General features: G+C 64.5%; 10 protein-coding genes and 2 tRNA genes. 10 read left to right on the plus strand and 2 right to left on the minus strand.

The window, feature by feature from the left end:
* Window positions 1-300: 300 nt before the first annotated feature.
* The 7 genes from QFZ41_RS15450 (at window position 301) to QFZ41_RS15480 (ending at window position 8,308) form a co-directional block, all read left to right on the plus strand.
* Window positions 301-3,657, plus strand: coding sequence for a TonB-dependent receptor (locus QFZ41_RS15450; RefSeq protein WP_429199563.1), 3,357 nt, complete (start codon window positions 301-303; stop codon window positions 3,655-3,657).
* A 175-nt stretch (window positions 3,658-3,832) separates the two neighbouring features.
* Window positions 3,833-5,230 carry a nucleotide 5'-monophosphate nucleosidase PpnN gene (gene ppnN, locus QFZ41_RS15455; RefSeq protein WP_426285224.1) on the plus strand — a complete coding sequence of 466 codons (1,398 nt, stop codon included), beginning with the start codon at window positions 3,833-3,835 and terminating at the stop codon, window positions 5,228-5,230.
* Between the two features lie 134 nt (window positions 5,231-5,364).
* On the plus strand, window positions 5,365-5,520 hold the full coding sequence (locus tag QFZ41_RS15460) for a DUF3309 family protein (RefSeq protein ID WP_429199564.1): 156 nt from the start codon (window positions 5,365-5,367) through the stop codon (window positions 5,518-5,520).
* A gap of 27 nt (window positions 5,521-5,547) precedes the next feature.
* Window positions 5,548-5,682: a hypothetical protein gene (locus QFZ41_RS15465; protein ID WP_306850302.1), complete on the plus strand. Its 135-nt coding sequence runs from the start codon at window positions 5,548-5,550 to the stop codon at window positions 5,680-5,682.
* The gene (locus QFZ41_RS15470; RefSeq protein WP_429199565.1) at window positions 5,682-6,287 is read left to right on the plus strand and encodes a DNA-3-methyladenine glycosylase; all 606 of its coding nucleotides are present in this window, start codon (window positions 5,682-5,684) and stop codon (window positions 6,285-6,287) included. The genes QFZ41_RS15465 and QFZ41_RS15470 overlap by 1 nt, the downstream gene beginning before the upstream one ends.
* Before the next feature lie 85 nt (window positions 6,288-6,372).
* Window positions 6,373-6,645 carry a hypothetical protein gene (locus QFZ41_RS15475; protein ID WP_429199566.1) on the plus strand — a complete coding sequence of 91 codons (273 nt, stop codon included), beginning with the start codon at window positions 6,373-6,375 and terminating at the stop codon, window positions 6,643-6,645.
* An 88-nt stretch (window positions 6,646-6,733) separates the two neighbouring features.
* A complete protein-coding gene (locus QFZ41_RS15480; protein WP_429199567.1) occupies window positions 6,734-8,308 on the plus strand; it encodes a PAS domain S-box protein in 1,575 nt (524 codons plus the stop codon).
* Between the two features lie 79 nt (window positions 8,309-8,387).
* On the opposite strand, the gene QFZ41_RS15485 is transcribed toward QFZ41_RS15480, so the two are convergent.
* Both QFZ41_RS15485 and QFZ41_RS15490 read right to left on the minus strand, forming a co-directional pair.
* A tRNA-Asn gene (locus tag QFZ41_RS15485) sits at window positions 8,388-8,464 on the minus strand.
* Between the two features lie 47 nt (window positions 8,465-8,511).
* Window positions 8,512-9,045 carry a GspH/FimT family pseudopilin gene (locus QFZ41_RS15490; RefSeq protein WP_429199568.1) on the minus strand — a complete coding sequence of 178 codons (534 nt, stop codon included), beginning with the start codon at window positions 9,043-9,045 and terminating at the stop codon, window positions 8,512-8,514.
* A 125-nt stretch (window positions 9,046-9,170) separates the two neighbouring features.
* Here QFZ41_RS15490 and uvrB point away from each other — a divergent pair, with 125 nt between their 5' ends.
* The 3 genes from uvrB (at window position 9,171) to QFZ41_RS15505 (ending at window position 11,878) form a co-directional block, all read left to right on the plus strand.
* Entirely contained in the window at window positions 9,171-11,198 is a 2,028-nt protein-coding gene (gene uvrB / locus QFZ41_RS15495; protein WP_429199569.1) for an excinuclease ABC subunit UvrB, read from the plus strand.
* Between the two features lie 86 nt (window positions 11,199-11,284).
* Window positions 11,285-11,359, plus strand: a tRNA-Val gene (locus QFZ41_RS15500).
* A gap of 96 nt (window positions 11,360-11,455) precedes the next feature.
* Window positions 11,456-11,878 carry a CopD family protein gene (locus QFZ41_RS15505; protein ID WP_429200261.1) on the plus strand — a complete coding sequence of 141 codons (423 nt, stop codon included), beginning with the start codon at window positions 11,456-11,458 and terminating at the stop codon, window positions 11,876-11,878.
* Window positions 11,879-11,893 lie beyond the last annotated feature (15 nt).

Genomic DNA, 11,893 nt, shown 5'->3' on the forward strand with positions numbered 1-11,893 from the left:
CCCCGCTAGGCAAAGATAAATAATCATCAACAACAGTGAGTTGGAAGCAAAACCGCCCCGCGTAGGAAAAAGTGGTATTTATCAATCTGGCGTGAAAACGTTACAAATCTGTCATACAATGCCGTTAAAGTTGGCTTAACAACTGTCGCCACCGGGCTCATGGATGTGACCGGGATCACACGAGACGACACAGCCAAAGATTGGGGAAAGCTCAAACGAACGCAGCACCCGGCCCACCGCCAGGTAGCCATTCGTTTGGCCAAAACTTTTTTCGTTGCAAGCCACAGGGTCGACCATTAGATGAATAGCCGAATCCGCGCCAAACTCCTGCCGCTGGCGATCGCATCGCTCTTCGCGGTGCCTGCGTTCGCGCAGGAAACGTCCTCGACGATCAGCGGCCGCGTGCTGGACGCCGCCGGCCAGCCGGTGGCCAACGCCACCGTCGTGATCGTCCACGAGCCCTCGGGCACCACGAAGACCACCACCACTGACGCGAGCGGCCGTTACTCGGCGCAGGGCCTGCGCGTCGGCGGTCCGTTCGACGTGACCGCGACGAAGGAAGGCAGCCCGTCGGTTCGCCAGGACAACGTCTACCTGCAGCTGGGTAGCGACACCGCGGTGAACCTGACCGTGGGCGCAGCCAGCGCCGCCGATGCCACCGCGCTGGGCGCGGTCACCGTGTCGGCCGTGTCCGGCCAGTTCACCTCCGAGAACAAGGGCCTGGGCACCAACATCTCGCAGCGCGAGCTGAAGGCCGCTCCGTCGCCGAGCCGCAACATCGCCGACATCGCCCGCCGCGACCCGCGCGTCAACGTCGACCACGGCACCGGCGCCATCTCGGCCAACGGCCAGAACACCCGTCTCAACAACATCAAGGTCGACGGCCTTGGCGTGGGCGACCCGTTCGGCCTGAACTCCACCGGCATGCCGACCGTCGGCTCCCCGGTGTCGCTCGACACGATCGACTCGTTCAACATCTCGACCGCCAACTACGACGTCGCTTCCGATACCGTCGGTGCCGAAATCAACGCGGTGACGAAGTCGGGTACCAACGACTTCCACGGTTCGGTCTACTACGGCTTCAAGAACGCCAGCAGCATGGTCGGCAAGGCCGGCTGGCTCGACGACAACCGCGACTACACCGAGTTCGACCGTAACTGGACGGCCGGTGCCACCGTCGGCGGCCCGATCATCAAGGACAAGCTGTTCTTCTTCGCCGGCTATGAGAAGGAAGAAGTCACCGGGCTGAGCTCGGGCGCCGTCAACGGCCTCGATCCGACGCTGACCAACTCGACGATCAACAAGGTGTCGCCGGGCGACCTGCAGAGCATCATCAATGCCGCCAACGGCCTCGGTCTCGTTCCGGGTTCGACCGGTGCCAACGCCGGTACGCTGGAAGACAAGCGCTACATCGCGAAGATCGACTGGAACATCACCGACGGTCACCGCATGAACCTTGCGTACTCGCGTACCAAGGAAACCAAGCCTAACCCGCAGGGCAACGGCACCTCGTCGATCGGCCTGTCGAGCTACTGGTACACGGTCAACACCGATATCAAGAACTATACGTTGCAGTCGTTCGACGACTGGAACGACGTGTTCTCGTCGGAGACCAAGGTCGGCTACAGCGACTACCAGCTCAACCGTTCAGTGGATAACCAGCAGCCGCAGATCACCGTGCGCCTGAACAACACGGGTTTCACGACCAGCCCCACCGGTCCGACGATCAACCTCGGCGAAGACCAGTTCAGCCACTACAACTCCGCGTCGGTGAAGAGCCTCAACGCGATGTGGGCAGGTACGCTGTATCTCGGCGACCACACCATCAAGGGTGGCTTCGAGTGGGAGCGTAACCGCATCTACAACCTGTTCGGCCGTACCGAGTTCGGTGCGTACACGTTCGGCAACAACGGTGTCGCCAACTTCGGCAGCGGTCTGTACAGCAATTACTCGTTGTACCGGCCTGCGCAGGGCTACTCGCTCAACGATATCGCCGCCCAGTGGGAACTGCGCCGTCACACGTTCTTCCTGCAGGATACCTGGCAGGCAACGGACAACCTGTCCGTGCAATACGGCTTCCGCGTCAACAAGTACCTGACGGACGACAAGCCGCTTTACAACCCGACGTTCCAGTCGGCGTACGGCTTCAGTAACGCGAACACCATCAACGGTACGCAACTGGTTGAGCCACGCCTGTCGTTCAACTACACCTTCGACAGCGAATACAAGACCCAGCTGCGCGGCGGCGTTGGCCTGTTCCAGTCCGATCCGCCGACCGTTTGGATGACGAACCCGTACCAGAACAACGGCATCAACATCGCCACGTACTCGTACGATCGACAGGCCGACGGCGTCACGTGCCTCCTGGGTCGTCAGAGCGTGCCGTGCCCGCAGTTCAGCCCGAATCCGTTCAATCAGCCGACCACCGGCAACGGAACCATTCCGCAGCAGGCTGTCGATACCGTCGACAAGAACTTCAACCTGCCGAGTGTCTGGAAGTCGTCGCTGGCCTTCGATCGCGAGCTGCCGTGGCAGGGCATCATCGCCAGCATCGAATGGCAGCATCTCGATGTTCAGGACGGCATCCTCTACCAGAACCTCAACCTGGGCGCTCCGACGGGCGTGATGCCGGATGGTCGCTTCACCTATAACGGCTGTATCGGTGGGGCGACGCCTGTTGGCGGCCCGACTGGCGTCAACTGCGGCCAGAACCTCACCGGTTCCAACACGGGTGGTTCGTTCGCTCGCGCCCGCCGTGACAATCGCTTCGCCCAGGGTGTCACCTACCTGACCAACACGAAGAAGGGTGGCGCGGACACCGTCACGCTTTCGTTCTCGAAGCCGATGGCCGATGGCTGGTCCTGGAGCGTCGCGGCGACCGGCGGCCACTCGACCGAGGTCAACCCGGGCACGTCCAGCCAGGCCACGTCGAACTACTCGAACAGCGCCTGGTACAACCCGAACGAGGACGTTGCTTCCACGGCGAACACCAACATCTCGAAGCGCCTCAACGCGTCGATCACGTGGCAGCACAACTTCTTCGGCGACTACGCCACCACCGTCAGCATGTTCTACGACGGCCACACGGGCGTGCCGTATAGCTGGATCTTCGGCAACGATTCGAACGGCGACAGCTATTCGAAGGACCTGGCGTACATCCCGACCCGCGGCGACGGCACGATCTTCCGCAACTCCGGCGGCACGGCGGCGGCTTCGCAGCAGCTGGTCAACCAGTTCTACGACTTCATCCAGAACGATAACTACCTGCGCAAGGAGCAGGGCAAGGTTGCCAAGCGCAACGGTGCGACGTCGGCCTGGGTCAACCAGATCGATCTGAGCCTGAGCCAGGAAGTGCCCGGCATCTTCAAGGGCAACAAGGGCGAGATCCGTCTCGACATCTACAACTTCCTGAACCTGGTGAACAAGGATTGGGGCCAGCAGTCGTACATCGGCTTCCCGTACACCCGTAACCTCGCCAACTTCGGTGGCGTGGACCCGACCACGGGCAAGTACATCTACAACCTGCCGACCGACGCCAACGGTAATTACCAGCCGGGCCTGAAGGGCATCTACGACGCCCCGACCGACAACAGCGCGACCAAGGTCAACCCGGTCTCGCGTTGGTCCGCCATGCTGACCGTGCGCTACACGTTCTAAGCGAAGGATTCGCTGCGTGACCCGGAGGCCGGTACCCGCGAGGGTGCCGGCCTTCTTTTTGAGGCGGCGGGCGCCGGTCTTGACCCCTTGGCGCCGGACGCGTGATCCTAGGCGGTCCGCTCCCACCCCGGGGCGGGGTTCGCCGCTAATTCGCGGTCAGAAGGACAGTAACTCCATGAATGCCATCCAGTTCGGGGATCCGGTTTCCGGCAAGACCGTCAGTGCGCGTGTCTCGCCGGCCGGCGGTCTCGACATCCTCTCCCGTAACGAAGTCGCGCGCCTGCGCGACGCGAGCGGGTCCGGGCTGCATCAGCTGCTGCGCCGTTGCGCGCTGGCGGTGCTGACCTCGGGCAACCTTTCCGACGATCCGGGCTCGATGTTCGAGCAGTACCCGGACTTCGACGTGCAGGTGCTGCAAGAAGATCGCGGCATCAAGATCGAACTGAAGAACGCGCCGGAGCAGGCCTTCGTCGATGGCCGCATCATCCGCGGCATCAATGAACTGCTCGTGGCCGTGGTACGCGATATCGTCTACGTGTCGACGCAGCTGGAAACCGGCGCGTTCGACCTGGACGACACCGTCGGCATCACGCATGCCGTGTTCGAGATCCTGCGTAATTCGCGCATCCTGCGTCCGCAGGTGGACCCGAACCTCGTGGTCTGCTGGGGTGGCCATTCCATTTCGCGCGACGAATACGAGTACACCAAGCGCGTCGGTTACCAACTCGGCCTGCGCAGCCTGGACATCTGCACGGGCTGCGGTCCGGGTGCGATGAAGGGTCCGATGAAAGGCGCGACCATCGCCCACGCGAAGCAACGCCGCAAGGGCAATCGCTATATCGGCGTGACCGAGCCGGGCATCATCGCGGCCGAATCGCCGAACCCGATCGTCAACAACCTGGTGATCATGCCGGACATCGAGAAGCGCCTCGAGGCCTTCGTCCGTCTCGGCCACGGCATCATCGTGTTCCCCGGCGGCGTCGGCACGGCGGAAGAAATCCTCTACATGCTCGGCATTCTCCTGTTGCCGCAGAACAAGGGCATTCCGTTCCCGCTGATCTTCACCGGCCCGCAGAATTCGGCTGCCTACTTCGAGCAGATCGACCGCTTCCTGCGCCTCGCGCTCGGCGACGACGTGGCGAAGCACTACAAGATCATCATCGACGATCCCGCCGCGGTGGCGCATGCCATGGTCTCGGGCATCGACAAGGTGCGCAACCACCGGCTGGACAACAAGGACGCCTTCTTCTTCAACTGGGCGCTCGACATCCCGTTGTCCTTCCAGCAGCCGTTCCGTCCGACCCACGAAGCGATGGCCGGGCTCGCCCTGCATCGCGACCGTCCGCGGCACGAGCTGGCCGCTGATCTCCGCCGCGCGTTCTCAGGCATCGTCGCGGGCAACGTGAAGGAAGAAGGCGTCAAGGCCATCGAGGCACGCGGTCCCTTCGTGATCGACGGCGAGACCGACATCATGCGTGCGCTGGACGACCTGCTGAAGGCCTTCGTCGAACAGCACCGCATGAAGCTCCCCGGCGGCACGGCGTACGAGCCCTGCTACGTGGTTCGCACCTGATACACCGGCCGGTGGCTTGCGGGCGCCGGCCGTCCGTTCGCTGAACGTGACGCGGAACGAGGCGGCCCGCGTCACGCCTCCTAGACGGTGGCGCGCGCGACGATGCGCTCACAGTCCACTGCGGGGAGACGTCCATGCTGGTCACCATCCTTATCATCGTCCTCATCATCGCCCTCATCGGCGGCCTTCCGACCTGGGGTTACTCCAGTTCGTGGGGCTACGGTCCGAGCGGCGGTATCGGCGTCATCCTCGCCATCGTCCTGATCTGCTGGTTGCTTGGCGTATTCTGATCGGCGTACGCGCCACAGGAGAACGTCATGCCACGACCGCATCGTCCCGTGCCGGACAGCGAGAAGCCGCTGCCCGGCACCTCGCCGCCGCCTTACGATCACGAGCCGGTCGAGAGGCCGGGGCCCGATCCGGATACCGATGGCGAGACCCCGGAGACCTGATGGCACCCCGTCGACCTCGCTGGCCTGGCGACATCCTTCCGCGCTCTTTCTTCCATCGTGACCCACGTGTCGTGGGCCCGCAGTTGCTCAACAAGGTGCTGGCGTGCGCCGATGGCCGTGCGGGACGCATCGTGGAAGTGGAAGCGTACTGCGGCGCGATCGACCCGGCGGCGCACACGTATCGCGGAAAGACCAAACGCAACGCCGTCATGTTCGGGCCGCCCGGGCACATGTATGTGTACTTCACCTATGGGATGCATTGGTGCTGCAACACCGTCTGCGGCGACGACGGGGAGGGGGCGGGCGTGCTCATCCGCGCGCTAGAGCCGCTGGCCGGAATCGACCTCATGCGCCAGGCGCGGCCCAAGGCCCGCCGTGATCGAGAACTTTGCAGCGGGCCTGCGCGGCTCACCCAGGCCCTTGGAATCACCGGGGCGCAGAACGGCATCGACCTGGTGAGGGCGCGCGATGGGTACACCGTGGTGGACGATGGCATGCCACCGCCGGAATTCGTGCCGGGCTCGGCGCGTATCGGCATCCGTGAAGGCACGGACCTGCTCTGGCGCTGGTTCATCGCGGGCAATACCCACGTGTCGAAAGCCTGACCCCGGCAGGGGCGAGGGGGCCGCCATCTTGGCTGGGCGGCTACCGGGGTATACGCTCCGTGCCAACGCAGACAAGGAGCCCGCCATGAAGCGTGTCGCCGCTACGATCATCCTCGCCGTTTTTTCCATCGGTGCCGCCGCCGCGGACACCTACCGTTTCGGCTCGCAGGTCGTCTCCACCGGCGACAGCGAGGGCCGTCTCCGCCAGGTCGCTGGCAAACCGGATCGCGAGACACCGATCGAAACCCGCCACGGCGGGCTGGAAGGCTACCGGCTTGAATACTTCCAGCGCGGCAAGTCGATCCAGTTCGAGGTGGTCAAGGGCCGGGTGGCCTCCATCACCCAGATCGACAGCTGATGCCAAGCCGTCTGCCGACCGTGAAAGCGACTTCACATTTTTGTGAGCAGCACGTCGGTAGGTTGCCGCGCTGAGCCAGGGGCCACTGATGAAGCACGACGACCTAGAAGAACTCCGACGCAGCCACGAACAGTTCCGCCTCCTGGTCCAGGGGGTGGCGGACTATGCCATCTACATGCTCGATCCCGAGGGTAACGTCTCCAGCTGGAACTCCGGCGCCGAGCGGATCAAGGGCTACCTGCCCGAAGAGATCATCGGAAGGCATTATTCCGCCTTTTTCGCGCCGGACGATGTCGCCCGCCGTGAGCCATGGTCGAACCTGCAAGCGGCGAAAGAGGTGGGGCGCCTGGAAACCGAAGGCTGGCGCGTGCGCAAGGACGGCAGCCGTTTCTGGGCCCACGTGGTGCTCGATCGCATCGACGACGAGTCGGGCAAGTTCGTCGGCTTCGCGAAGGTCACGCGCGACGTCACGGAGCAGCGCAACGCCGCCCGCGCCCTCGAGCAGGCTCGGGAGGCCTTGTTCCAGTCGCAGAAGCTCGAGGCGGTCGGCCAGCTCACCGGCGGCGTGGCGCACGATTTCAACAACCTGCTCATGGCCATCCATGGCAACCTGGAACTGCTGACCCAGCGACAGGATCTTCCTGCAAAGGCTCGTACGCTCGTCACGAATGCCTTGAGCGGCGTTCGCCGGGGCGTGGCGCTCACGCAGCGCATGCTCGCCTTCGCCCGGCGCCAGCAATTGCACCTGGAGCCGGTGAACCTGGCGGACCTGGTCTACGGCATGTCCGATCTCATGCGCACGTCGCTCGGTCCCTCCGTCGTGGTCGAGGCGAGTTTTCCGTTGTCGTTGCCGGCCGTGCTGGTGGACCCGAACCAGTTCGAGCTCTGCCTGCTGAACCTGGGCGTCAATGCGCGCGACGCGATGCCTGATGGCGGAACGGTCACGATCTCGGGGCGCGCCGAAGTCGTCCGCGATCCCGATGCCCTGGGCCTTCCTCCCGGTGACTACGTTCGGCTTTCCATCACCGATACGGGCGAGGGCATGGATCCGGCGACATTGGCCCGGGCGACCGAACCCTTCTTCACCACCAAGGGCGTGGGCAAAGGCACGGGTCTGGGGCTGTCCATGGTGCATGGCATCGTCCAGCAGTGCGGAGGCGCCTTGCGCCTCAGCAGTTCACGGAACGAGGGCACCGTCGTCGACATGTGGCTTCCCGTGGCCAACCAGGTGGTGCGGCCGGGCGAACGCTCGGCGACTGACAAGACGGATGTGTCGGTGCAGGAACCGTCGTCGGCCGGTGCCATGCCCGTCGCCGCCAACGCGACGTCCGTCCTGGTGGTCGACGACGATCCACTCGTGTTGTCGACGACGGTCGAGATGCTCTCTTTCGAAGGCTACGACGCCGTGGGCGCGTCGTCCGCGTTGCAGGCTCTGAAGCTTATCGATGGAACGTCGCCGTTCTCCATCGTCGTCACCGACCACGCCATGCCGGGCATGACGGGCGCGGAACTGGCGTCGCACCTGGCGGATTCGCACCCGGACATCCACGTGATCCTGGCCAGTGGTTACGCCGAATTGCCTGGTGACACGCCTGGCGTTCGCGCGCGCTTGCAGAAGCCATACGGGCGGGCGGATTTACTCGCGGCGGTTCGGGCGGAATAGACGGGCAGCCAAAGAAAAGGTTCTTCGCTCCCGCTACCAAGAAAAAAGGGCCTGCATCGCTGCAGACCCTTTCAAAACCTGGCGCCCGAAGTTGGACTCGAACCAACGACCCCCTGATTAACAGTCAAGTGCTCTAACCGGCTGAGCTATTCGGGCGGGGAGCCACGTATTTTGTGGAAGTGGGGAGGGGCTGTCAAGCGCTCTTAACGTTTTCGTGACAGCGGGCGCGCACACGCGGCGGCGTCCTCGGGCGTGGCGGTTTTGCGCCGCGCGCGGCCTGAAAGCGCGACGACGATCGAGACGGCGGTGGCGGGGCGGCCGTGCACGCAGAGCGTGATGGTCTGGTTGCTGGCGGGGCAGGTGCCATCCGGGCCGAACGTGAAGGCTTGGCGGCCCGGACGGCGGGCGGCCGATAGCGCATCGTCGAGAGGCTCCATCGACTCGAACACCGTGCGCTGATCGTCGTCCCAGCCGATCCAGCCCCGGGTCCAGTCGGACGAAGGCGAGCACGCGCGACCGTCGCGACTCGCACAGAGGACGGTGGGGTGGTTCCTGCGGACGGCGGTGGCGCGCGTCCGGGCCAGGGCATCCATCAGGGCGTCGGCCGTCGCGCGGAGCCGGTGGCGGGCAAGGGCCTCGCCCAGGGCCGGCAGCGCGACACTAGCGAGCACGCCGGTCACGGCCATGACGGCCAGCAGTTCGGTCCAGGTGAAGCCGTGTGAACGGTGGCGGGGCATGGGAAGGGCACTGGGTGGCGCCCGAGCTTGCCCTCTGCCCGCGCGCCGACCCATCGGTGCGGCGCGTCACGGCGTGTAGGCGCTGGCGCTTTAAACTTGGCATCCAAACCTGCATATCGTCAGCCATGACCGATCGCTTCCAGCTCGTTTCCCCGTACAAGCCCGCCGGCGACCAGCCCGAGGCCATCCGCCGCCTCACCGAAGGCTTCGAATCCGGACTCGCCGCGCAGACCCTCCTGGGCGTCACCGGCTCGGGCAAGACCTTCACGATCGCCAACGTGGTCGAGAAGATCCAGAAACCGACCATTGTGCTGGCGCCCAACAAGACGCTTGCCGCGCAGCTGTACGGCGAGTTCAAGGAGTTCTTCCCGCACAACGCGGTGGAGTACTTCGTCAGCTACTACGACTACTACCAGCCGGAAGCCTACGTCGTGGCCTCGGACACCTTCATCGAGAAGGATTCGAGCATCAACGACCACATCGAGCAGATGCGCCTGGCCGCGACCAAGGCCCTGTTGTCGCGGCGGGATTCACTGATCGTCGCCACGGTGTCCGCGATCTACGGTCTCGGTGATCCCGAAGACTATATGAGCCTCCGCCTGATCCTGTCGCGCGGCGAGCACATCGAGCAGCGCGCGTTGATCCGCCAGCTCACCGAACTGCAATACGTGCGCAACGAAATGGAACTGCGCCGCGGTACGTACCGTGTGCGCGGCGAGGTCATCGATGTGTTCCCCGCGGAGTCGGAATCCGAGGCGTTGCGCATCGAGTTGTTCGACGGCGACGTGGAAAACCTCTCCCTGTTCGATCCGCTGACCGGCGAGGTGCTGCGCAAGGTGCCGCGCTACACCGTGTATCCGAAGACCCATTACGCGAGCACGCGGCAGAGCGTGCTGAACGCGATGGAGACGATCAAGGTCGAGCTTTCCGAGCGCCTGGAGCAGCTGTATCGCGACAATAAACTGGTCGAGGCCCAGCGCCTGGAGCAGCGCACGCGATTCGACCTGGAGATGATGGCCGAGGTGGGTTTCTGCCAGGGCATCGAGAACTACTCGCGCCACATGACCCGCCGCGGCCCGGGCGAGCCGCCGCCGACGCTGTTCGATTACCTGCCGCCGGACGCGTTGATGGTGGTGGACGAATCGCATGTGACCGTGCCGCAGTTGGGCGCGATGTACAAGGGCGACCGCTCGCGCAAGGAGACCCTGGTGGAGTTCGGTTTCCGCCTGCCTTCGGCGATGGACAACCGGCCGCTGCGCTTCGAGGAATGGGAGCGTCGTGCGCCCCGTGCGATCTACGTGTCGGCGACGCCTGCGAAGTACGAGCTGGAACGTTCCGACGACAACGTGGTGGAACTGGTGGTGCGCCCGACCGGCCTGATCGATCCCGAGGTGGAGGTGCGTCCGGTGCGTACCCAGGTGGACGACCTGCTGGGCGAGATCCACAAGCGGGTCGCGCTGGGCGACCGCGTGCTGGTGACCACGCTGACCAAGCGGATGGCCGAGAACCTCACGGACTACCTGTCCGAGCAGGACGTGAAGGTGCGTTACCTGCATGCCGACATCGACACCGTGGAGCGCACCGAGATCATTCGCGACCTGCGCCTGGGCGAATTCGACGTGCTGGTGGGCATCAACCTGCTGCGTGAAGGCCTCGACATGCCCGAGGTCTCACTGGTGGCGATCCTCGACGCGGACAAGGAAGGCTTCCTGCGCTCGACCCGCTCGCTCATCCAGACGATCGGCCGCGCGGCGCGCAACGTGCGTGGCAAGGCGATCCTCTACGGCGACGAGATCACCGGCTCGATGAGGGACGCGATCGACGAGACCGCCCGCCGCCGCGAGAAGCAGATCGAATACAACGCCGCCCACGGCATCACGCCGACCACGGTCGTGCGCCGCATCGCGGACATCATGGAAGGCGCCCGCGCCGACGTCGGTTCGCGCGGCGGCAAGGGCAGGAAGGCCCGCGAAGCGGCGAAGAAGGTGGCCGAGGAGGCCGCCGACTACGCGGCCCTTAGCCCGGAGCAGGCCGGCGCGGCCATCAAGAAGCTCGAGGCCCGCATGTACAAGCATGCCCAGAACCTGGAGTTCGAGGAGGCGGGCAAGATCCGCGACGAGATCCACCGCCTGCGCGAGCGGGCGCTGCGCTGACTCCCGCCATGAGTCCCGGGCCGGTAAAAAATCCGGGCCGGACCCTTGCGGAGCCGTGCGGCGGCCGGTAAACTGCGCAGCTCTTCGGGCGGTTAGCTCAGCGGTAGAGCACTACCTTGACATGGTAGGGGTCACAAGTTCGATCCTTGTACCGCCCACCACTTTCCCTCAGGCGAGTGGCACGAAGATCGCAAAAAGGAGCCCTCGGCTCCTTTTTTATTGCCTAAACTATGGCCTTTCCCGACGGAGCGCTGCCGGTGCTGGCCTACCCGCTGATCAAGTCCCTGCATATCGTCTTCGTGATCGCCTGGATGGCGACCGTGTTCTACCTGCCGCGCATCCTGGTCAACATCGCCGAGGCCGGCAGCGAGCCCGCGGTGAAGGCGCGGCTCGAACTCATGGGCCGCCGCCTGTACAAGTTCGGCCACAACATGTTCGGACTGGCCTTCCTGTTCGGGCTCGTCCTCTGGCTGTATTTCCACATCGAGGGCGGTTGGCTGCATGCGAAGCTGGCGCTCGTCGCCGTCATGCTCGGCTATTACATATGGTCGGGCCGCCTGCTCAAGCGCAGCATCGCCGGTGGCGTGCTGCCGCCGACGAAGACGCTGCGCATCTTCAACGAATTGCCGGTGCTGGTGCTGCTCGCGATCGTCTTCCTCGTCGTCGCCAAGCCGTTCTGAAGTCTCGCCCGGCGA

The organism is Luteibacter sp. W1I16 (genome assembly GCF_050434905.1).
GTDB lineage: Bacteria > Pseudomonadota > Gammaproteobacteria > Xanthomonadales > Rhodanobacteraceae > Luteibacter.

What these genes read in the sequence shown, in the direction of transcription:
- QFZ41_RS15450 (WP_429199563.1), top strand. Translation starts at nt 301, where the DNA reads ATGAATAGCCGAATCCGCGCCAAACTCCTGCCGCTGGCGATCGCATCG.
- QFZ41_RS15490 (WP_429199568.1), bottom strand. Translation starts at nt 9,045, where the DNA reads ATGCCCCGCCACCGTTCACACGGCTTCACCTGGACCGAACTGCTGGCC.
- QFZ41_RS15460 (WP_429199564.1), top strand. Translation starts at nt 5,365, where the DNA reads ATGCTGGTCACCATCCTTATCATCGTCCTCATCATCGCCCTCATCGGC.
- uvrB (WP_429199569.1), top strand. Translation starts at nt 9,171, where the DNA reads ATGACCGATCGCTTCCAGCTCGTTTCCCCGTACAAGCCCGCCGGCGAC.
- QFZ41_RS15470 (WP_429199565.1), top strand. Translation starts at nt 5,682, where the DNA reads ATGGCACCCCGTCGACCTCGCTGGCCTGGCGACATCCTTCCGCGCTCT.
- QFZ41_RS15465 (WP_306850302.1), top strand. Translation starts at nt 5,548, where the DNA reads ATGCCACGACCGCATCGTCCCGTGCCGGACAGCGAGAAGCCGCTGCCC.
- QFZ41_RS15480 (WP_429199567.1), top strand. Translation starts at nt 6,734, where the DNA reads ATGAAGCACGACGACCTAGAAGAACTCCGACGCAGCCACGAACAGTTC.
- QFZ41_RS15475 (WP_429199566.1), top strand. Translation starts at nt 6,373, where the DNA reads ATGAAGCGTGTCGCCGCTACGATCATCCTCGCCGTTTTTTCCATCGGT.
- ppnN (WP_426285224.1), top strand. Translation starts at nt 3,833, where the DNA reads ATGAATGCCATCCAGTTCGGGGATCCGGTTTCCGGCAAGACCGTCAGT.